This window comes from Gellertiella sp. DMC107 (genome assembly GCF_056313605.1).
In genome coordinates, this window is the sequence record NZ_JBQUZZ010000002.1 from 49,776 (window position 1) to 71,073 (window position 21,298).

Genomic DNA, 21,298 nt, shown 5'->3' on the forward strand with positions numbered 1-21,298 from the left:
CGCGACCCCTTACTTCGCAGCCGGGGCGGTTTGCGCCGCGCGCTCGATATTGGTCTCGTACTGGCTCTTGCCCGAATAATACTGCTTCGGCCAGGCGACGTTTTTCACGCCGATCCGGGCTGCTTCATGCAGCGTCCAGGCGGGGTCGGCAAGATGCGGACGGGCGACCGCGCAGAGATCGGCGCGGCCGGCCGCGATGATCGAATTGGCGTGGTCCGCTTCCGAGATCGCGCCGACAGCAATCGTGTCCACCTGGATCTCGTTGCGGATCTTGTCGGAGAAGGGCGTCTGGAACAGGCGGCCATAAACCGGCTGCTCTTCCTTCCACACCTGCCCGGACGAGCAGTCGATGAGATCGGCGCCCGCTTCGCGGAACATTTCGGCAAAGATTGCCGCATCGTCGGGCGTGTTGCCGCCCTCGAACCAGTCATGGCAGGAGAGGCGAACCGACATGGGCTTGTCCTTCGGCCAGATGGCGCGGACGGCCTTGAAGACCTCCAGCGGATAACGTGCCCGGTTCTCGTGGCTGCCGCCATACTCGTCCTCGCGGCGGTTGGTGAGCGGCGAGAGGAAGGCGGAGAAGAGATAGCCGTGGGCGGCGTGGAATTCCAGCCAGTCCGCCCCGGTCGTCACGGCCCGTTCCGTGGCGCTGACGAAATCGGCTTTCACCCGGTCCATGTCCTCGCGGGTCATGGCGCGCGGCACCTGGCTGTGCTTGAGATAGGGCAGGGCGGAGGCCGAAATCAGCGGCCAGGTCTCGCTTTCGGGAAGCGGCTGGTCGATGCCGTCCCAGGCGAGTTTCGTCGCACCCTTGCGGCCCGCATGGCCGAGCTGGATGCCGACCTTGGCACCGCTGTTCTCATGGACGAAATCCACGAGCCGCTTCCAGCCGGCCGCCTGCTCGTCGTTCCAGAGGCCGAGGCAACCGGGGGTGATGCGGGCATCGGGCGAGACGCAGGTCATCTCGCCGAAGACGAGGCCGGCACCGCCGAGCGCACGGGAACCCAGATGCACCATGTGGAAGTCGCTGATCAGCCCGTCCTTGGCGGAATACATCGCCATGGGCGAAACGACGATGCGGTTTTTCAGCGTCAGGCCGCGGATCGTGTAGGGCGTGAACATCGGCGGCGGGGCGCGCTCGCCCTCCTTGACCTCGATGCCCGAGCGGGTGGCGAACCAGCGCTCGTAGCCTTCGAGCCAGGTCTTGTCGCGCAGGCGCAGGTTTTCGTGGCTGATGCGCTGCGAGCGGGTCAGCATCGAATACATGAACTGCTCGGGCTCCAGCGTGTCCGCATAGCGGCGGCCGACCACCTCGAACCATTCCATGGCGTTGCGCGCCGCATTCTGGATGCGGGCAACATCGACGCGGCGGATTTCCTCGTAAGCGTCGAGAACGGCCGGAATCTTGTCCTTCTGGTGCCCCAGCTTCTGGAACTGGTTGGTCAGCTCGATGGCATCGTCGATGGCGAGCTTCGTGCCCGAACCGATGGCGAAGTGGGCGGTATGGGCGGCATCGCCCATCAGCACCACATGGCTCTTGCCGTTGAAATGGCTCCAATTGCCGCAGATCAGGCGGTTGAAGTTCAGCCAGGCCGAGCCGCGCAGATGCCGCGCATTGGTCATCAGCGGCGCGCCTTCCAGCACCTCCTCGAACAGCTTCTCGCAGAAATCGATCGAGCCCTGCTGATCGAGCTGGCCGAGACCATGCTTCTCATAGGCCTCTTCCGTGGTCTCGACGATGAAGGTCGAGGTTTCGTTGTCGAACTTGTAGATATGGGCCTGGAACCAGCCATGCTCCGTCTTGCGGAAATCGAAGGTGAAGGCGTCATAGAGGCGCTTGGTGCCGAGCCAGATATAGCGGTTCGGGCGCACCACCAGATCGGGCTGGAAGACATCCGCATAGGCATTGCGGATCTTGGAATTCAGGCCATCCGACGCGATGATCAGGTCCGCATCCGGGAAGTCGTGATCGCTCTCCACGTCGGTTTCGAAGACGAGTTCGACGCCGAGCGCCTCGCAGCGCTTCTGCAGGATGTTCAGCAGTTTCTTGCGGCCGATGCCGACGAAGCCGTGGCCGGAGGTGCGCTGGCGCGTGCCCTTGAACCAGACCTCGATATCGTCCCAATGGTTGAAGGCATCCTGGATTTCGGCGGCACTTTCCGGGTCCCAGACCTTCATGCTTTCCATGGTCGCATCGGAAAACACCACCCCCCAGCCGAAGGTGTCGTAGGGGCGGTTGCGCTCCACCACCGTGATCGAATGCTCAGGGTGAAGCTTCTTCATCAACAGGCCGAAATAAAGCCCGGCTGGGCCTCCGCCTATGCACACGATCCGCATGTCTGGCCTCCATCAACGATCTCTGGGCACCGCAGTGGCGCCGGGATATTTTAAGTTTAAAACATAGCACCGGACCGCCTTCTGTCAATGCGACGAAATGAAATATTTTAAGTTTAAAATATCTTTGCCTTTCGTCATTTTTGGGCCAATCCCCCGGCTCATGCTGCGCTTTGCAAATGAACATGATAATCGTCCGATGAAACTGGTTCCCCGGAGACCCGCATGTTCCCCCGTTCCCTTGCTGCGCCCGGCGCAGCCCTTGGCCTTCTCGTTCTTCTTGCCGGTTCCGCTACTGCCGCAGACCCGACTATTCCTGCCATCGACAAGGCCGTGAAGGCCTATCTCGGCAAGGACACGCCCGGCCTTGGCGTGCTCGTCATGAAGGAAGGCGAGGTTGTGCATCTGAAGGGCTATGGATATGCGGATATAGAAAGCGAAACGCCGGTCACGCGCGACAGCCTGTTCGATCTCGCCTCGGTGTCCAAGCAGATGACCGCCCAGGCGGCGATGCTGCAGATCGAGGATGAGCTCTACACGCCGGAGACGGAAATCTCGACATTGCTGCCCGCCTTCAAGAACCAGCCCGATGATGAGCGCCCTCTCGTGGTTTCTGATCTCGTCCACCATGTCAGCGGCCTTGCCGATTACCTCGATGGCAACGAGGAACTGAATTACGGCGCAGAAACCACCAATGCGGAGGTGATCAAATGGCTCTCCCGTCAGCCGTTGGTCAGGGCACCGGGCACCAAGTTCGACTATTCGAACTCCGGCTACCTCACTCTCGGTTCGCTGGTCGCCGCTGCCGATGGCAAGAAATCCCTCGACGACGTCCTTGAGGAGCGCATCTTCAAGCCGCTCGGCATGACGTCCAGCGGTCTCGTTACCTCGGACCGGATCGATGAGAACCGGCAGGTCACGGGCTATGCCGGGACGAAGGGCAAATTTGAGGAAAGCTATTCACCCACGGTCACCGAAGGCGATGGCAATGTCATCACGTCCCTGGCAGACCTCGTGAAATACGAAAAGGCGCTTGCCACCAACGAACTTCTGACGCCGGAAGCCACCGACCGGCTTTTCGAAAACGGCAGCTATGACGATGGCAACCCGATCGTCGAGGACGGGGACGGCTATGGCTACGGCTGGTCGATTTCCGAGGGAAAGCAGAACTATGCCTATCACAGCGGCAGCTGGATGGGCACATCCACTTATTATCAGCGTAATCTGACCTCGGGCGTCACCGTCATCCTGCTGGCCAATGGCGAGGATATTTCACTCGGAGATCTGGCAAGCGAGATCGAAACCGCGGCCGACGAAGCGGAGTAAGGGAAGCCCCTTACTCGGTCCGTTCGGCGGAAAGCGGCCGGTAGAGACCGCGCCAATAGACCAGCGCGCCTTCGTCCTCGGCGCGGATGCGCACATCCATCACCCGGCCGACCAGAATCGAATGGGAGGCGCGGTCGATCATCTCCTCCAGACGGCAGTCGAGCGCCACCGCAGCGTCGCCAAGCAGCGGGGCGCCGGTCGGCCCTTCGCTCCATTGCCCGAGCCGGTAGCGCTCCTCGCCCTTCACGCCGCCCTTGCCGGCAAAGAGATCGGCGATCGGTTGCTGCGCCGCTGTCAGCGCATTCACACCGAAATGCCGGAAGCGTTCAAAGAGCGGCCAGGAGGACGCGGAGCGGTTGACGCAGACGATCACCGTCGGCGGATCGACCGAGAGCGAAACAGCGGATGTCGCCACAAGGCCGGAGCGCTCCCCCGGTCGGCCGACCGTGATGACGCTGACATTGCCGGCAAAATGGCGCATGGCGGCGCGATAGGCATCCGCCGTCGGCGGCGCCGTGACAAGGCTTTCCATGATCATGATATCCCCAGACGAAAAGGGTGCGGCGGGCCTTATCGGGCCGAAGCCGGTGCGGCTTTTGCCGCGGAACGAGATGATGCGGGGCCAGCAAGGGCCGGCCCCGGCTGGCCTCAGGCTGCGACCGCCCGGACCCCATTCGGGCGGCGGATGCCTGCGGATTCGAGAATCGGCAGCACGGTGTCGCGGAAATAGGGGAACTCCTCGGCGTAATCCACGAAGGAAAGCGTCGTGCCGTTGAAGCCCGCCTTGTGAAGAGAGATGAGGCCTTCGGCCACCTGCTCCGGCGTGCCCACCAGCGGGAAGCCGCCATGGCCGGCGGCCATGCGATCGCGGATCAGCGCCAGGAGGTCGTGCGGGAAGGAGTGCGCATGGGCAAACTGGAGGTTGACCAGATTGTCGACCGCCGCCCAATCCGCATTGTCCTGGCCGAAATGCTGGAGATAGTCGCGCGCTTCCTTCTCCGTCGGCCGGCAGACCACATGCGAGAAGGTCAGCACGCCGACATTGCGGCCCACGGCCTTTGCCTGTTGCTTGAGACCACCGATTTCTTCCGTGGAGCGCGAGAGATCGATAGCCGGGGTGAAGAGGAAATCCGCATTGCGCACGGCAAATTCCCGGCCCTGGCCGGAGCCGGCCGCATTCAGGATCGGCACCTTCCGGGCCGGGCGCGGATCGCCGAGGACCTGCTTCAGCTTGAAGAACTTGCCGTCCCAGTCGAAGGCTTCTGTCCGGGTCCACAGCGCCTTGATGATGTCGAACCATTCCTGCGCATAGCCGTAACGGTCTTCATGCGCGGCGGGCAGTTCGAGCCCCAGCGCCTCATATTCCGGCTGGTTCCAGCCCGCAACGATGTTGAGGCCGATGCGGCTTGAGGAAATCTGGTCGATGGTCGCGATCTGCTTGGCGACGACAACAGGATGGTTTGCAGCCGTATGGATGGTGGCGAAGACATTGATGTTCTTCGTATGTGCCAGAAGGCCGGCAGCCCAGGTCATGGTTTCCAGCACGCCGCCATGGAAGTTGGTCTCGCCGCCATAGCCGATCCAGCGGGCAATCGGCAGCATGAAGTCGATGCCGGCATCGTCCAGCAGCTTGCCGAGGCGAAGATTGTTCTCCCAGGAATTCACCCAGCGCTCGGGCACCTTGGTGACCGACATGCCGCCGGAGCAATTGGAAGCGAAGGTGCCGAGCACGAACTGGTTCTCGGCAAACATGGAGTTCTGCAATTCCGTCATGGTGGTGGTTCCCCATTTATTATCTGATAGAATTTACGATAGAAAGTCTATCTTAAAAACGGTTCTTGTCAATTGTCAGGCGGCTTTGCATAGGGGGTCTGGTTCAAGATACTAGAAGCTTGAAGTAATTTGGAAATTGACGGAAAACCGCTTTCCTTGGGGCGCCGGGCCTGCAATAAATTTATCCGGCAGGCGGCGGCGGAGGCGAGACAATGGACAAGCGCAAGAGTGGCAAGGTCAGCGACGAGAAGAAGCCGGAGGCTCTCGACCGGCGCTGGCATCTCGCCCGTACGCCCGTCGAAGTCGATGTCGCGGAGATCGAATATGCGCTGATGCGCACCTATGAGTCCTTCAGCCGCTGGCAGACGGAATGCCTTTCCTCGGTGATCGATTTTGCAGCGAGCGGGCCGGAGAACGCCATGTTGCACATCATCCGCATGAACGACCGCCCGAAGACGATCAAGGATCTCGCGCGCCTTGCCAATCGCGAGGACATCCCCAACATGCAATACAGCCTGCGCAAACTCATTCAGGCGGGGCTGGTCGTGCGGGAAGGCAGCGGCCGCTCCGGCGTCACCTATTCCGTCACCGATCTCGGCCGCGACGTAACCGACCGCTACGCGGATGTCCGCTCGGCCCTGCTGGTGGATGCGATCCAGTCGGTCCCCGATTTCCCGCAGCGCCTCGAAGATGCCACCCGCACGCTTCAGCTCCTCAGCGGCATCTACGAACACGTCGCCCGCATGGCCGCCACCCATCGGCGGACGGGGCGATAAGGTCCACGAAGCCACGCCGGAAACGGGATTTGGTGACGATGTAGTGGTCGCTCATCGATGATGACGGAAAGCACGGCATATGCGACGTCATCCTCGGGCTTGTCCCGAGGATCTGCGAGGTTGAACAAGACCGAGAGGGTGGCAGATGCTCGGGACAAGCCCGAGCATGACGGAGAGGAAGGGCTACAGCCTTTGTAGCGTCATTCCACTCCGGAAAACCGAAGGCTTTCCCTGGGATAGCCTGTTTTCGATAGAAAAAAGGGGCGCCGGAGCGCCCCAAATCCCGACAAGGCGGGGGGAGGTCGGTTGCCGCCTCAGGCGGCAAGCTTGGCAAGATAGGCATCCGCCTCTTCCGGCACGGCAAACCAGGGGAAGAAATCGAGCGGGTTGTTGAAGCCGTTGGCAATCCGCTTGGCGAGCACGGGGAAGGCCTGCGCCGAACCCATGATGTTGAGCACATGCGGCGGTGGCGGCTGAAGCAGCGCATTGGTCCAGCCGACGACGAACTGCGCATAGGCCCAGTAGCGGTCGAAGGTCGCCTGCATGAAGGCAGCGTCGAAGGGCCTGTCACCATGCGCAAGGATCGCGTCCATATAGATCTTCGCCGCCTTCGAGGCATTGTTCGAGCCCTGGCCGGTGATCGGATCATTGAGGCAGACCGCATCGCCGAGGCCGAGCACCATGGCGCCCGAGGGCAGCCGGCCGATCGGTTTGCGCACGGTCGGGGCGAAGGAGCCGGCGAGAATGCCGTTGGCATCGGTCAGTTCCACCTCCCGGCAGCGCTCCGCCTCCCAGGGCAGGAAAGTCTCGAGGATCCATTTGGACTTGGCGAGATGTTCATCGGCGCTTTTTACGTCCTTCCAGCAATCCATCGGACCGCCCGGAATCCCCTCGAAGACCATGATGTCGCAAGGCCCTGTCGTGGTATAGGCCGGGAAGACGAAATATTCGCCGATGGTCGGGATCAGGTTGAAATTGACCGCCGAATGGTCGGGACGCGGCCGCATGCCCTTCACATAGGTCAGCGCCAGCGAACGTTGCGGCTTGTCGAAGGGTGATTTTTCCGCGTCACGCTCGAACATCCGCCCGACATCGCCCTTGCCGGAGGCAACGATCACCAGATCGCTTTCCCGTGCATAGGCTTCCATGTCCTCGATGCCGGCATCATGGATCGTCAGGCGGCCGCCGCGCTTTTCGAATTCGGCCATCCAGACGGGCACCTTTACCCGCTGGTCGACACTCTGGCCCGGCTTGTCGAGCTTGCCGTTCCAGTCGATTGCCTTGTTGCCGGATCCGTCAGGCGCAGGCACGCAAAAATTGATGCTGTCGACCGTCGGGCAGACATCGTCCCAGTAGTTCAGCCCGAGGTCGCGCTCGTTCTGGAGCGCATTGTCGAACATGCACTGGCTTGAGAGAACCTTGCCGTTCCTGATGTCTTCTGCGGTCCGGTTCTGCACGATGTGGACCGAATGGCTCGCATCCAGCAGGCCGCAACCGAGCTGCAGGCCCGATTGCCCGCCGCCGATGATGGTGAATGTCCTGGTCTTGCTCATTGTTTCATTCCCCTTCTTGTTTCTTTGATTGTCTGGCGCTCATTCCATCAGGAGCGGAATGGCGGGATCGGCCCGCTCGGGTCCCATGGCGGTGTAGCCGCCATCGACCCGGATATCCGTGCCGGTGATGAAGCTCGCCTGATCGGAAAGAAGAAAGGCAACGGCTTCGGCCACTTCCGCCGGATCGCCGGTGCGGCCGAGCAGGTGGAAGGGCTTTGCCACGCTGTCGGTCTTGGCACGGTTGCCGTTGGTCAGCTGGTTCATGATGTTCGACCAGGTCCAGCCGGGCGAGACCGCATTGACGCGAATGCCATCGGGCGCAAGGTCCATGGCCTGGTTGCGGGTGAGCTGCAAGATCGCCGCCTTGGCGACCGGATAGACCCAGCGCCCGGTCTGGGCGACGCGGGACGAAATGGAGCCGAAATTGACGATGGCGCCCTTGTTGGCCTTCAGATGCGCATGGGCGGCCTGCATCAGCATGATCGAGCCGACCACATTGACGTTGAAGGCCGTCAGCCAGTCGGCCCGGCTCGTGCTGGCGCCATTGTCCAGATAGGTGCAGGCCACGTTGACGAGGAAATCGAGCCGCCCCGTGCGCTTCACCGTTTCCTCGACCAGCGCCTTTATGTCTTCGTCGGACGTCACGTCGGTGCGGATGAAGGAGACATTCGCCCCGAGCCTTTCCGCTGCCGCGCTTCCGTCCGCCTCATTGATATCGGCGATGACAACCTTGACGCCATAGCCGGCGAGCACGTCCGCTACGGCCTGGCCGATCATGGTCGCGCCGCCCGAGACGATCGCCGTCCTGTCCTTCAATCCCCGCATCCGGTTCCTCCTTTTTTCTTCTGGTTGGTTTGATCTGAGATTGCCTCTCAGGCGCTCGCAGCCATCGGCAGGGGTGCTGCCGGCCGCGTGAAATGGCCGTCCGCATAAATCAGGGCCTCTCCGGGATCCTCTTCGGTCACCGTCGCGATGACCTGGCCGATCAGGATCACATGGGTTGCATGGTCGACGGCCTTGTCGAGCCTGCAGTCGAAGCTGACGAGCGCGCCATCCAGCACCGGCGCACCGCTCGTCCCCTCATGCCAGCGCCCGACGCCAAAGCGCTCGCCGGCGGCAAGACCGGCCCGGCCGGCAAAGGTTTCGGCCACATCCTGCTGGTCGGCGGAAAGCACGTTGACGCAGAAATTGCCGCTGACGGGAGCAAGCTGGCCCACCCAGGTCTCGCGATTGATGCAGGCCAGAACAGACGGCGGATCAGCCGAAAGCGAGCAGAAGGCGGTTGCCGTCACACCGCGCCTTTCGCCATCGGGACCTGTTGTTGTGACCACCGTCACCGTGCCGGAAACCCGGCGCATGCCCAGCCGAAAGAGATCGCGCTCGCTCGCCATTCATCCTCCTCGCCCTCGAAAACCGGCCTTCTCCCTTGCCGCTTTTCAAAGCTTTAAATTTAAACTAACCTGATGGTGATCCCTGGGAGGGGAGGCGGCAATCCGCATCGCGCAGCCTTTATCCGGATCGCGCAGTCGGCGCGGCCCTTGCGGCGCGGGATTTTAGGGGTCATGATCGCCCCTGGCGATCTGAACAATGCGGGATGTGACGGAGCGCGGGAGGGAGACCGATGCTTGATGCACTGATACCCCTGAACCAGTTCCAGCTGGTGGACACGCGCGAGCCCGATGCCGCGCGCGAGGAAATCGGCCGCATCTTCTGCCCCCATTTCCTCGATCCGCTGGCTCGCCGAGCCGAAGGTTTCCATGCCCGGCACAACCACGCCCGGGGCAATGGCTATTCGGTGAACTTCGTCAGCTATGGATCGGCGGTCGAGATCGATCCGGGCGCTCTGTCCCGTTTCTTCCTCCTGCAGATCCCGCTGAAGGGGCAGGCGCTCGTGCGATGCGGCACCATGCTGACCGAGGCAGAGGCCGGAACCCGCGCCTCGCTGCTCTCGCCCACGCTTCCCACCCGCATGACCTGGAGCGAGGGCTGCGAGAAGCTTATCCTGCTCATCGACCGGGCGGTCATGGAGGCCCAGTTTGCCAGCCTCACCCATCGCCCGCTCGGCACGGTGGAATTCGAAACGGGGATCGATCTGACGAGCCCCGCCGGTCGTGCGCTGATCCGCCATGCGGAGTTGGTGCTGTCGGCAGCGGAAGATCCGGCGAGCGCGCCGCCGGCCTATCTGGCGCTTTTGCGCGACGGGCTGACGACCCTCTTGCTGAGCGGTTTTTCCCATTCGGGTTCAGCGATTCTCAACCGGCCGCAGCCCCTGCCGGCGCCCGCGGCCGTACGCCGCGCGGAAGAATTCATCGAGGCGCATGCGGGCGAGGCGATCGCCATGGCGGATATCGCTGCGGCAGCGGGCGTGCCGCTCCGCTCGCTGCAGGAAGCCTTCAAGCGGGCCCGTGGACTGACGCTTTCGGAAGCGGTGCTGACGACCCGGCTCGACCATTTCCATGCGCGGCTGAAAAGCCCGCCGCCCGCGTCTTCGGTTGCCGATATCGCCTTCGAATGCGGCTTCGGCCATCTGGGACGGGCCGCCGCCGCCTATCAGGCCCGTTTCGGCGAAACGCCCTCGCAGACGCTTCGCCGGCACCGGTGATTATTTCGCGGGGTCCTTCGGGCTCCAGAGCACGGTTTTCGCGTCCTTTTCATAGGCCATGCCCTTCGGATAGCTGATCGCCTCCAGCTGCAGGCCCCAGGGCGCCTGGAAATAGAGAATGGTCTGGCCGGCTGCCGGACCCTGGTCCACGGGGATCGGCCCCATCCGCGTCTTCACGCCCTTGCCCTCCAAGTAGGCTTTGGCCGCCGCCACATCATCCACGTAGAAGGCGATATGGAAACCACCGATATCGCTGTTTTTCGGCGTCAGGTCTTTTTGGTCGGGTGCGGTATATTTGAACAGCTCGATATTGGAGCCGAAATTGCAGCGCATCATGGTGATTTCCTCGATCACCGCCTTCGGATCGACGCCCAGCACATCCTGCATGAAGGTGCCCTTGTCGTCGGCAAAGGGCCCGAAGCTCATCGCCTTCTCGCAGCCCACCACATCGGTGAAGAAGCTCACGGCCTGCGCCATGTCCGGCACGGTAATGCCTGTATGGTCATGACCGCGCATGCCGGGAATGCTGTCGGCGCTGGCGCCGCTCGCCGCGCCCGCGAGTATGGCCGTTACGGCCAGGATTCTATTGATGGTTTTCACTGCTGTTCTCCCTGATTGGCGGGCAAAACCGGTGCAAAAGGGCACCGTCGCGCCGGACCCGCATTTCCGGCACGGGAAGGAAGGATCGGCATGGGCAGCGATGAGGCGGGTCCCGATAATGGGGGCTCCACCCTCGCAATCATCAGGCGAGCGCAGGTTCCTTCAGCCAGTTCGCATCCACTTCGGGAAGCGGGATGGCATCGAGCAACTCGCGCGTATAGGCGGTTTTCGGGTTGTCGAAGAGCGTGGCGCAGTCGCCCGCCTCCTCGACGCGCCCCTGCCGCATCACATAGACGCGGTCGCAGACGGCGCGGATGACCGAGAGATCATGGCTGATGAAGGCCATGGCGAGACCGAGGTCGCGGCAGAGATCCTTGAGGAGATTGAGCACCTGCGCCTGGGTCGAGACATCGAGCCCCGAGACGATTTCGTCCGCGAGCACGAATTCCGGCTCCAGCAAGGCCGCCCGGGCAATGCCGATGCGCTGGCGCTGGCCGCCGGAAAGCTCGTGCGGATTGCGACCGAGCACGATCTTCGGCAGGCCGACACGGTCGAGCATGCGCACGAGCCGGGTCTCAGCCTCCGCATCGCTTTTGGCAAGCCCGTGGAAAAGCAGCGGTCCTGACAGGATCTGCCGGATCGTGTGGCGCGGATTGAGAGAGGCCATCGGGTCCTGGAAAATCATCTGCATCCGCTTGCGATAGGGCCGCATGGCCTCCTCGCCGAGATGGGTGATGTCTTTCCCGTCGAAGCGAATTTCACCCGCCGACGTATCGACCAGCCGGATGAGGGCCCGCCCCAGCGTCGTCTTGCCGGAGCCGCTCTCGCCGACGATGCCGATGGTCTCGCCCCGGTCGAGATGGATATCGACGCCGTGCAGCACCTTCACGCCGCCGCGGCGGCGATGGCCATAGGTCACCTCGATGCCCGTTGCCGTGATCAGCCGCTCAGCCATGAACGATCTCCTTCGCACCGCTGCGGATTTCCTGGTGAAGCTGGTCGAAGACCGCCTGCGGCACGGGTTCCAGCCCCGCATCCGGCCGGTCGTAGCGGGGACCGGCGGCAATCAGCGCCCGCGTATAGACATGGCGTGGGTTGGAAAGCACGGCCGCGGTCGGACCCGCCTCGATCACCTTGCCGCCATAGAGGAGCGTAACGCTGTCGCAGATCTTCGCGACCACGCCGAGATCGTGGGTGACGAAGATGACAGCGGTGCCGTGGGCCTCCTGCATGCCGCGAATGAGGCGGAGGATCTGCTTCTGCACCGTCACATCGAGCGCCGTCGTCGGCTCGTCCGCCACCACCAGCTTCGGCTCCAGCGAAAAGGCGGCCGCGATCATCACGCGCTGGCGCATGCCACCGGAAAGCTCGTGCGGATAGGCCTTCAGCACCCGTTCGGGATCGCGGATATGGACTTCCGAGAGAAGCTGCAGCGCACGCGCGTGGGCATCGCGGGCATTCATGCCGCGCCGGAGGCGAAGGCCGTCGGTCAGCTGCGCCTCGATCCGCCGGCCCGGGTTCAACGCCGTCTGCGGGTCCTGCGGGATGAGCGCGATGTCGCTCCCCATGATCGCCTGGAGATCCCGGGGCGTCATGGTCAGCAGATCGCGCCCCTCGAAACGCATCGTGCCCGCCGTCACCTTCACCGTGCGCGGAAGGATGCCGAGCAGCGCCTTGGCGATGGTGGATTTTCCCGCACCGCTTTCCCCGACAAGGCCGCGAACTTCGCCCCTCTTCAGGTTCAGCGAGACGTCCCGCAGGATCGGATTGCCGCCTTCGCGGAGCGATATGGCCGAGAGGCCGGAAATGTCGAGCAGCAGGTCACTCATCGTCTCAGCACCGGATCGAGCGCACGGCGCAGTCCGTCGCCGAGCAGGTTGAAGGCAAGCACGGTGGCAAACAGCGTGACCAGCGGGAAGGTGAGCACCCACCAGCCCTGGTAGATGATCTGCCGGCCTTGCGCGATCATGCCGCCCCAGGTCGGCGTATCGGAGGAAACCGAAAGCCCGACGAAGGAGAGGATCGCCTCGACGATGACGGCAATGCCCATTTCGAGGCTGAGAAGGGCGACCAGCACGGGCGCCACATTGGGCAGGATCTCGCGGACAAGGATGCGCAGGCGCGGATAGCCCATGGTTCGGGCGGCGGTTACATAGTCGAGCCGCGCCTGTGCCATGGTTTCCGCCCGGATCACCCGGCAGAAGCGGGTCCAGTCGATGATGACGATCGCCGCGATCACCGAATGCACGCCCGAACCGAAGACGGCGACGAGCAGGATCGACAGCAGTACCGGCGGAAAGGCCATCCAGATCTCGACGAGCCGGGAAATGACCGTATCCGCCCACCCGCCATACCAGCCGGCAATCAGGCCAAGCGCCGTGCCGAATAGCGCGGCAAGGCCCGCCGCCACGAAGGCGACGGTGAGCGCGATCCGCGTGCCGTGGATCAGGCGGGAGAGCACGTCGCGGCCGAGATCGTCCGTTCCGAGAAAATAGCCGGGCTCGTAGCCGGAACCGCCAACCGGGGGAAGCGTGCCTAGCATCAGGTCCTGCTCCAGCGGGTCTTTGGGTGCGATATACGGGGCAAAGAGGGCGAGAATGACGAGGAGGAGAATGAAACCGCCGGCAATGACCACCTTCGGCTCGGAGAGCATCGCCCTCAGTGCCGAGCGGTGGGACGCGGGCTTTTCCTTTGCGGCAGGCTGCATGGCGGCCTCCTTGGGTGCGTCGGAAACCAGACCGGACATCAGGCCTCCATGCGCGGATTGAAGGCGACGACAAGGGCGTCGGTCGCAAGGTTGACGAGAATGAAGAGCGCGCCGAACACCAGAACGAGCCCCTGGATCAGCGGCAGGTCACGGTTGATCACCGCGTCGATCGCCATGTTCCCGATACCGGGATAGGCGAAGATGCGCTCGACGATGACGGTACCGCCGATCAGGAAGGTGAACTGCACGCCAGTCAGCGCAATGGTCGGGCCGATGGCATTGCGCAGCGCCTCCTGCAGCACGAGGCGGAGACGGGACATGCCCTTGAGGCGGGCGAGCAGGATGTAATCCTGTACCATGGCCTCGGCGAGCGCCTCCTTCAGCACCTTGGTGATGATCGAGGCCAGCGGCAGTCCGAGTGCCAGAACTGGCATGATCATGTGGAGCGAAATGTCGAGAAGGTCGCGGAAACGGAAGGTGAGAAGGCTTTCCAGCAGATAGAACTGGGTTGCGAAACCTTCCTGGCTGTCGGGGTTGATGCGGCCCGAGAGCGGGAAGATCGGCAGGAGCACGCCGAAGAGCAGCACCAGCGCCAGCGCCCAGACGAAATCCGGCACCGCGAGGAAAAGCCCGTTCACCGTGTCCACCAGCGGCGCGATCTTCGTGCGGGAGAGAAGGGTTGCCGTCACCGCGATGAGGATGCCGAGCAGCACGGCAAAGACAAGCGCTGCGGCGGCGAGTTCCAGCGTGGCTGGCAGTCGCTCGGCAAGCAGGCCCAGCACGTCGCGGCGCAGCGAGATCGAGGTGCCAAAATCCCCCGACAGTACCGAGGTAAGCCAGATCCAGAACTGCACGGGCAGGCTCTGGTCGAGACCATACTGGGCGCGGAGCGCGGCAATGTCGGCCTCGCTCGCACCGGGCGAGATCATCATGGCGATGGGGTCGCCGGGGACCACGCGCAACAGCACGAAGACGATGACGGCCACCCCGAAAAGGGTAATGGCGGCCATCAGCACCCGGTGAAAGAAGGAATAGGCGGTCATGTTGGCCGGTATCCGTTCCTGGTCGAAGGCTTACAGGAAGGCACAGATCCGCCCGGCCGAGCAATGGTCCGGGGCCGGCTGGCCCATTCAGCGGTAAGGGGCAGGCGGAAGATGGAGATCTTCCGCCTGCGACCGATCAGGCCTTGGAGACGAGCGTCGGTTGCAGCGCGCCGGAAACGTTCGGCGTCACCTTGAGCGAAGACTTGTAGACGATCGGCTGCACATATTGCAGAACCGGGATCACATAGCCCTCTTCCGCAATATACTTGCTGACCTCTTTCCAGCCGGCAATGCGCTTTTCCTCGTCCTTCTCGCCCCAGAGCGGGCCGATCTTGGCGTCGAGGTCGTCGGTGTTCCAGACCGAGTGCGGCGAGGGGCCGAACATGGCGAAACCGGTGGAGGTGGTCGGATCGCCGATCGCATTGCCCCAATTGTAGAAGGCAGCCGGTGCGAGCTGGTCGGCGGCGCGCAGTTCGTAGTGCTTGGCGATTTCGTAGACTTCGATCTCGGCCTCGATACCCACCTTGCGCCACATGCCGACGATTGCCTGGATCATCTCGTAATCCTTCGGCTTGAAGCCACGGGTCGTCTGGATCTTGAACTTGGCGGGCTTGTCCGGCGAGAATCCGGAGGCGGCCAGCAGTTCCTTTGCCTTTTCGGGATCGTAGCCCACCTTCACGGAAGCATCATACGCATCGTATTCCGGTGCTTCCAGCGTATCGATCGGCACGCCATAGCCCTTGAGCAGGCGCTTGACGATGGCGTCCTTGTCGATGGCGTGATGGGCGGCAAGACGCACGTTCTTGTCGTTCATCACCTCGATATTGTTGAGGAAGATCATGCCGATGTCGGAGATCGGGGTGGCAACGCCGGCCAGGCCTTCCTTGCCCTTCAGGCGGTCGAATTCCTCATAGGGGATTTCGAGCGTCACGTCGGAAGCACCCGATTCGATTTCCGCGACGCGGCTCGTCGTATCCGGCACGAACTTGAAGATGACTGTTTCAAAAGCGGGCTTGCCGCCGAAATAATTCGGGTTGGCCTTGAGGCGCAGGAAGGCGTTGCCCTGGTATTCGTCGACCATGTAGGGGCCGGTGCCGATCGGCTTCTTCTCGAAGCCTTCCGGGCCCACCTTTTCATAATAGGCCTTGGGCAGCACATAGCCGGTCAGGAAGGCCATCCACTTGAAGAAGGTCGGCTCGAAACGCACCACGTCGGCGGTGATCTTGTTGCCTTCGACCTTGTAGTTGCCGGCGGTCGACCAGATGAACTGGATCGGGTTGCCGGTTTCCTGCTTGGCGGCGCGCTCCAGCGACCAGACCACGTCTTCAGCCGTGAAGGGCGAGCCGTCATGCCAGGTCACGCCGTCGCGAACCGTCATCCAGAGCTTGCTCTTGTCGTCGTTCCAGCCCCATTCGGTCAGCAGGCCGGGCTCAAAGGAGAGATCGGGCTTCTGGCCGATATACTGGTCGAAGACCGAGCGATAGATCGCCTGAATCGTCGGGTTCACGGCGGAAGGGCCAACCGTCGGATCGAAGGAAGGCAGGTTCACGTTATAGGCAATGGTCAGCGTGCCGTCTTCGGCGGCCAGCACCTTGCTGTGGCCGGCGAGAATGCCGCTCAGAAAGGCGGCCGCGCCGAGCGCAAGCGTTTCGCGTCTGGTAATCTTGGTCATTGGACAAACTCCGTCGTTCCCTGGTTTTTTAACCGGCTCGCCGCCGCCCCTTTTCCTCTCGGAGCCCGCGGTGCCTTTATCTGACTTTTCGGAATTAAAGAATGCCGTCGATGCGGGATGGCGGACCCTGCCCGGGCCTTCTGCCTGTCATGCGCATCCCCTCCCGAAAGCCGCCGCTATAGGCTCCCTCCTTTGACCGGCGGACCATCAGGTGGGATATGTATGTCATAGCATATAAATCCGCGCAAGCACCCTCTTGCGCGTTCCGCCCCAATTCAAGGCTGTATGGCGGAATTGCAAAAGATCGTTGACATTCTCCTTTCCCTCAAAATATGTTTTTGCAAGTTTTAACCGCATGGGCGTCCGCAAGGACGGAGGAGGGTCCCCGTGGCTGAACGGTCGTTTGCACGCGAGGTCGAGGATCTGAAGCTCGGCGAGGGCGAGATCTTCCGGGGCGAGGGCATTCTTGCCATTACAAAGGCGCTTCTACAATCCGGCGTTTCCTATGTCGGGGGCTATCAGGGATCGCCCATCTCCCATCTCATGGACGTGCTGGCCGATGCCAAGGACGTGATGGAAGATCTCGGCGTCCACTTCGAGACATCCGCCTCGGAAGCTGCCGCTGCCGCCATGCTCTCGGCCTCGGTCATGTATCCGGTGCGCGGCGCGGTGACGTGGAAGTCCACGGCCGGTACCAATGTCGCGTCCGATGCGCTCTCCAACCTCTCCTCCGGCGGCGTGACCGGCGGTGCGCTGATCATCATCGGCGAGGATTACGGCGAGGGCTCCTCGATCATGCAGGAGCGCAGCCATGCCTATGCGATGAAGTCGCAGATGTGGCTGCTCGATCCGCGGCCGAACCTGCCCTCGATCGTCAAGGCGGTGGAGGATGGCTTCGAGCTCTCGGAGGCCTCGAACACCCCCGTGATGCTGCAGGTCCGCATCCGCGCCTGCCATGTCCATGGCCAGTTTGTCGCGAAAGACAATCGCCGCCCCGCCTTCACGCTCAGGCAAGCGATGGAAAACCCGGTGCGCGACGTGAACCGCATCGTCTTGCCGCCCGCCTCCTTCGTGCATGAGAAGGACAAGCTGGAGCGCCGCTGGCCGGCTGCGGTCAATTTCGTCAGGGAGCGCAAGCTCAACGAATTCTTCGGTCCCGAGACCGGCGAAATCGGCATCATCACCGTCGGCGGCCTTTATAACGGCGTGCTGCGCGGCCTGCAGCAGCTCGGCCTTGCCGACGTCTATGGCGAAAGCCTGGTGCCCATCTATGTCATGAACGTCGCCTATCCGATGATCGATGACGAGGTGATCGAATTCTGCCGGGGCAAGAAGGCCGTCCTGATGGTGGAAGAAGGCGCCCCTGATTATATCGAACAGGGCCTCAATACCCTTCTTCGCCGCCGCGATATCCAGACCCGCATCTCGGGCAAGGATGTTCTGCCGATGGGTGGGGAATATACCGCGCCCGTCATGCTGAAGGGGTTGACTTCTTTCCTCGAGGCCCATGCAAGCCCGCTTCTCGGCAACCGCCCGCCGGTTCCGGACCCGTCGCCCGTCCTCTCCGACGAACGGGTGAAGGCGCTGGCAACCGTCGTGCCGCCCCGTCCGGCCGGCTTCTGTACCGGCTGTCCCGAGCGGCCGATCTTTGCGGCCATGAAGCTGGTCGAGAAGGAACTCGGTCCCCACCACGTCTCGGCCGATATCGGTTGCCACCTCTTCTCCATCCTGCCGCCCTTCAACATTGGCGGCACGACCATGGGCTATGGGCTCGGTCCGGCCTCTGCCTCCGCCTTCAACGTGGAGGCGGGCAAGCGCGCGATCTCCGTGATGGGCGATGGCGGCTTCTGGCATAACGGGCTCGCCACCTCGGTCGGCAATGCCGTCTTCAACAAGCAGGACGGGGTGATGCTGATCGTCGACAATTTCTATTCGGCGGCGACGGGCGGACAGGACATTCTCTCCTCCCGCGCGGAAAATCCCCGCCGCAAGACCAACAATTCCATCGTGTCGGCGGTCAAGGGCATCGGCGCCACCTGGGTGCGCCAGATCGACCGCACCTATGATGTGGCGAAGATGCGTGACACGCTGCGTGAGGCGCTGACGACGAAGGAGAAGGGGCCGAAGATCATCGTCGCCTCCTCCGAATGCATGCTGAACAAGCAGCGCCGCATCAAGCCGCAATTCGCTGCCGCGGTGAAGTCGGGCAAGCGCGTGGTGAAGGAACGCTTCGGCGTCGACGAGGATGTCTGCACGGGGGATCACGCCTGCATCCGCCTCTCCGGCTGTCCGTCTCTCTCGGTCAAGGAAACCAATGATCCCCTCAGGGACGATCCGGTCGCGGCAATCGACAATTCCTGCGTCGGCTGTGGCAATTGCGGAGAGGTGTCGGAAGCCGCCGTGCTCTGCCCCTCCTTCTACCGGGCCGATGTCATCATGAACCCCACCGGCTGGGACCGCTTCCTTGCCTCCCTGCGCAGCAAGGTGATCGGCTGGCTCCAGCGCCGCCGCGAAAGCCGCCGCGTCCTCTTCGCCGAAGGAGCCTGATCCATGGATGATGCATCGATCTCGGGACGCGCCCGTCTGTCGACCGTCAAGCCGGTGACCATCGCCATTCTCGCCATGGGCGGCCAGGGCGGCGGCGTGCTCTCCGACTGGATCGTGGCGCTTGCCGAAATGAAGGGCTGGGTGGCCCAGTCCACCTCCGTGCCGGGTGTCGCCCAGCGCACCGGTGCCACCATCTATTACATCGAGACCGTGCCCGGCGATGCCAGCCGCGAGCCGACGCTTTCCCTCATGCCGACACCCGGCGATGTGGACGTCGTGATTGCCGCCGAGCTGATGGAGGCCGGCCGCTCGGTCCTCCGCGGCGTGGTCACGCCCGGCCAGACGACCCTGATCACCTCGACGCACCGCTCCTATGCGGTGGCGGAAAAGGAAAAGCCGGGCAACGGCATTGCCGATCCGACGCTCGTTATCTCAGCGACGGATTTCGCCGCCAAACGCACCATCGCCTTCGACATGGAGGCGATTGCGGTGAAGAATGGCAGCGTGATTTCCTCGGCGCTGTTCGGCGCCTTTGCCGCTTCTGGCGTGCTCCCCTTCAGCCGCGAGGATTTCGAGTCCGTGATCCGCTCCGGCGGCAAGGGCATCGAGCCGAGCCTCAAGGCCTTCGGCGCCGCCTATGACCATGCGCTCGAAAAGCCGAAGATTGATCCGAAGCCGAAGGCCGACAAGCATCTGCCGGCCCCGCCGGAGCGTGTCGGCCAGCCCGAACACGATCTCCTGCTGACGCGCATCCGCACCAGCCTGCCGCTCGATCTCCAGCCCATGGCCTATGCGGGCGTGCGCAAGCTCACCGATTTCCAGGATCCCGCCTATGCGGGCGAATATCTCGACCGGCTGGTGGAGATCTTTGCCCGGGATCGTGCCTCGGGCGGGGAGACGCATCGCTTTGCCTTTACCGAGGAAGCGGCGAAATATCTCGCCATCGCCATGGCCTATGACGATGTCATCCGGGTCGCCGATCTGAAGGTGCGCGGCTCCCGCTTCGACCGGGTCAAGAAGGAGGTGGGCGTCAAGGGCGACCAGATCCTCTATACGACCGAGTTCATGCATCCCCGCATGGAAGAAGTCTGCGGCACGCTGCCGAAGGGCCTGGGACGCTGGATCGAGAACAACAAGGGGCTCTACGCCTTTCTCGACCGCCGGGTGAACAAGGGCCGCCGGGTGAAGACGGGCACGATCTTCTGGTTCCTGGGCCTCTATATGGTTTCCGGCATGCGCCGCTTCCGCCGCGGCACCCTTCGGCACGAACGGGAAATGGCCTTCACCGCCGAATGGCTGGAAAAGGCGCTTGCACTGCTTTCGAAGAATTACGCTCTCGCCGTCGAGGTGCTGAAGTGCCGCCGGCTTGTGAAGGGCTATTCCGGCACTCATGTGCGCGGCATCTCGAAATTCGACCGGGTGCTTTCGGCCCTGCCGCTCCTCGAAGCCCGCGAGGACGGCGCCGACTGGCTCCGCCGCCTCCGCCAGGCCGCCCTGCTGGACGAAGACGGTATCGCACTCGACGGCGCTCTGAAGACGGTGGCGTCCCTTTGACGTGAGGTGGCGCTCGCCCTTCGCCCCGCTAGCGCCTCTCTATCGGCCGGTTAGCTTGCGCGCGACCGGCAGTTCTCGATCTCGAGGAAGGCGTGAAGTCCGGTCTTTTCGTCGTCCTGAAAGAAGGATCCCTTGCGTTCGATCCTGCTTATCCGGTCAAGACGGAACGTTCTGAAATCGTTTCGCAATTCGCACCAGGCGGAAAACATCCAGCCATCGGTCAGGGACCAGATCACCAGCGGCCTCAGGCGGCGGCTGGAGGCGATACCGTCCGCATTGGTATAGGTGATCTCGATGATTTCCTTCCTGCGGATGGTCTCGCGCAGAAGGCCCACATGAACAGATGCCGTGCTGCGGTCCTGAAGGCTGAAAAAAGGGGCTTCGTCCAGCTTGCGCTCTTCCGGCTGCGGCAGTCCGGCCTGTATTTTCGCCCGAGCTTCCCGGGCGGCCAGAGCAAGCATGGGATCACCCGAGCGTTCGACGAAGGCGAGTCCCATGGCCAGCGCGTCGATCTGGTCGTGCGTGAAGGTGACGGGCGGCAGATCGAAGCCGGGACGAAGCAGATATCCCACACCCGCTTCCCCCTCGATGGGAAGCCCCGAGGCTTGCAGATGGGCAATGTCACGATAGACGGTGCTGACGCTCACCTCGAGTCGCCGCGCCAGGTCCTGTGCGCGCACCACGTCCGGGCCGCGCATCTCCCTGATCAACCGGAATAATCGTTCTGCTCGTCTCATCGGATCGATTCGCTGACCGGACAAGGCCGGCATCCGCCCGCATCATGCGGCGGACGGATGGAGCTGTCCATGGC

At 62.9% G+C, this 21,298-nt stretch carries 18 protein-coding genes; 5 read left to right on the forward strand and 13 right to left on the reverse strand.

All coding sequences use genetic code 11. The features are described 5' to 3' along the window. Positions 1–9: 9 nt before the first annotated feature. Positions 10–2,337 (reverse strand): bifunctional salicylyl-CoA 5-hydroxylase/oxidoreductase, encoded by a 2,328-nt coding sequence (locus ACT54B_RS05730; protein WP_476043583.1) that lies wholly within the window; start codon positions 2,335–2,337, stop codon positions 10–12. Between the two features lie 222 nt (positions 2,338–2,559). On the opposite strand from ACT54B_RS05730, the gene ACT54B_RS05735 reads away from it, so the two are divergent. After that, positions 2,560–3,660, forward strand: a complete 1,101-nt coding sequence (locus tag ACT54B_RS05735) for a serine hydrolase domain-containing protein (RefSeq protein ID WP_476043584.1) — start codon at positions 2,560–2,562, stop codon at positions 3,658–3,660. Positions 3,661–3,670: 10 nt separating this feature from the next. On the opposite strand, the gene ACT54B_RS05740 is transcribed toward ACT54B_RS05735, so the two are convergent. Together ACT54B_RS05740 and ACT54B_RS05745 are read right to left on the reverse strand one after the other, a co-directional pair. Further along, a complete protein-coding gene (locus ACT54B_RS05740) occupies positions 3,671–4,192 on the reverse strand; it encodes a flavin reductase family protein (protein WP_476043585.1) in 522 nt (173 codons plus the stop codon). A 116-nt stretch (positions 4,193–4,308) separates the two neighbouring features. Further along, the gene (locus ACT54B_RS05745) at positions 4,309–5,433 is read right to left on the reverse strand and encodes an LLM class flavin-dependent oxidoreductase (RefSeq protein ID WP_476043586.1); all 1,125 of its coding nucleotides are present in this window, start codon (positions 5,431–5,433) and stop codon (positions 4,309–4,311) included. Positions 5,434–5,645: 212 nt separating this feature from the next. Here ACT54B_RS05745 and ACT54B_RS05750 point away from each other — a divergent pair, with 212 nt between their 5' ends. Next, positions 5,646–6,209, forward strand: a complete 564-nt coding sequence (locus ACT54B_RS05750) for a winged helix DNA-binding protein (RefSeq protein WP_476043587.1) — start codon at positions 5,646–5,648, stop codon at positions 6,207–6,209. Positions 6,210–6,523: 314 nt separating this feature from the next. On the opposite strand, the gene ACT54B_RS05755 is transcribed toward ACT54B_RS05750, so the two are convergent. The 3 genes from ACT54B_RS05755 to ACT54B_RS05765 are packed head-to-tail and all read right to left on the reverse strand — an operon-like array spanning position 6,524 to position 9,153. Next, positions 6,524–7,762 (reverse strand): styrene monooxygenase/indole monooxygenase family protein, encoded by a 1,239-nt coding sequence (locus ACT54B_RS05755; protein WP_476043588.1) that lies wholly within the window; start codon positions 7,760–7,762, stop codon positions 6,524–6,526. A gap of 39 nt (positions 7,763–7,801) precedes the next feature. After that, complete coding sequence (locus ACT54B_RS05760; protein ID WP_476043589.1) at positions 7,802–8,587, reverse strand: SDR family oxidoreductase; 786 nt, start codon at positions 8,585–8,587, stop codon at positions 7,802–7,804. A gap of 47 nt (positions 8,588–8,634) precedes the next feature. After that, positions 8,635–9,153 (reverse strand): flavin reductase family protein, encoded by a 519-nt coding sequence (locus ACT54B_RS05765; RefSeq protein WP_476043590.1) that lies wholly within the window; start codon positions 9,151–9,153, stop codon positions 8,635–8,637. Positions 9,154–9,383: 230 nt separating this feature from the next. Between ACT54B_RS05765 and ACT54B_RS05770 the strand changes: the two genes are divergently transcribed. Next, positions 9,384–10,364: an AraC family transcriptional regulator gene (locus ACT54B_RS05770; RefSeq protein ID WP_476043591.1), complete on the forward strand. Its 981-nt coding sequence runs from the start codon at positions 9,384–9,386 to the stop codon at positions 10,362–10,364. On the opposite strand, the gene ACT54B_RS05775 is transcribed toward ACT54B_RS05770, so the two are convergent. The 6 genes from ACT54B_RS05775 to ACT54B_RS05800 all read right to left on the reverse strand — a co-directional run bounded on the left by ACT54B_RS05775 (position 10,365) and on the right by ACT54B_RS05800 (position 16,386). After that, a complete protein-coding gene (locus tag ACT54B_RS05775) occupies positions 10,365–10,880 on the reverse strand; it encodes a VOC family protein (RefSeq protein ID WP_476044783.1) in 516 nt (171 codons plus the stop codon). A gap of 226 nt (positions 10,881–11,106) precedes the next feature. Then, positions 11,107–11,919 carry an ATP-binding cassette domain-containing protein gene (locus tag ACT54B_RS05780; RefSeq protein ID WP_476043592.1) on the reverse strand — a complete coding sequence of 271 codons (813 nt, stop codon included), beginning with the start codon at positions 11,917–11,919 and terminating at the stop codon, positions 11,107–11,109. Further along, positions 11,912–12,793, reverse strand: a complete 882-nt coding sequence (locus tag ACT54B_RS05785; protein ID WP_476043593.1) for an ABC transporter ATP-binding protein — start codon at positions 12,791–12,793, stop codon at positions 11,912–11,914. The genes ACT54B_RS05780 and ACT54B_RS05785 overlap by 8 nt, the downstream gene beginning before the upstream one ends. Then, complete coding sequence (locus ACT54B_RS05790) at positions 12,790–13,617, reverse strand: ABC transporter permease (protein ID WP_476044784.1); 828 nt, start codon at positions 13,615–13,617, stop codon at positions 12,790–12,792. The genes ACT54B_RS05785 and ACT54B_RS05790 overlap by 4 nt, the downstream gene beginning before the upstream one ends. Positions 13,618–13,709: 92 nt before the next feature. Further along, a complete protein-coding gene (locus tag ACT54B_RS05795; protein WP_476043594.1) occupies positions 13,710–14,714 on the reverse strand; it encodes an ABC transporter permease in 1,005 nt (334 codons plus the stop codon). A 136-nt stretch (positions 14,715–14,850) separates the two neighbouring features. Then, a complete protein-coding gene (locus tag ACT54B_RS05800; protein ID WP_476043595.1) occupies positions 14,851–16,386 on the reverse strand; it encodes an ABC transporter substrate-binding protein in 1,536 nt (511 codons plus the stop codon). 387 nt (positions 16,387–16,773) lie between these two features. Here ACT54B_RS05800 and ACT54B_RS05805 point away from each other — a divergent pair, with 387 nt between their 5' ends. Together ACT54B_RS05805 and ACT54B_RS05810 are read left to right on the forward strand one after the other, a co-directional pair. Next, positions 16,774–18,933, forward strand: a complete 2,160-nt coding sequence (locus ACT54B_RS05805; RefSeq protein WP_476043596.1) for a thiamine pyrophosphate-dependent enzyme — start codon at positions 16,774–16,776, stop codon at positions 18,931–18,933. A 3-nt stretch (positions 18,934–18,936) separates the two neighbouring features. Then, positions 18,937–20,487, forward strand: coding sequence for an indolepyruvate oxidoreductase subunit beta family protein (locus ACT54B_RS05810; RefSeq protein WP_476043597.1), 1,551 nt, complete (start codon positions 18,937–18,939; stop codon positions 20,485–20,487). A gap of 50 nt (positions 20,488–20,537) precedes the next feature. On the opposite strand, the gene ACT54B_RS05815 is transcribed toward ACT54B_RS05810, so the two are convergent. Further along, entirely contained in the window at positions 20,538–21,257 is a 720-nt protein-coding gene (locus ACT54B_RS05815) for a helix-turn-helix transcriptional regulator (RefSeq protein WP_476043598.1), read from the reverse strand. Positions 21,258–21,298 lie beyond the last annotated feature (41 nt).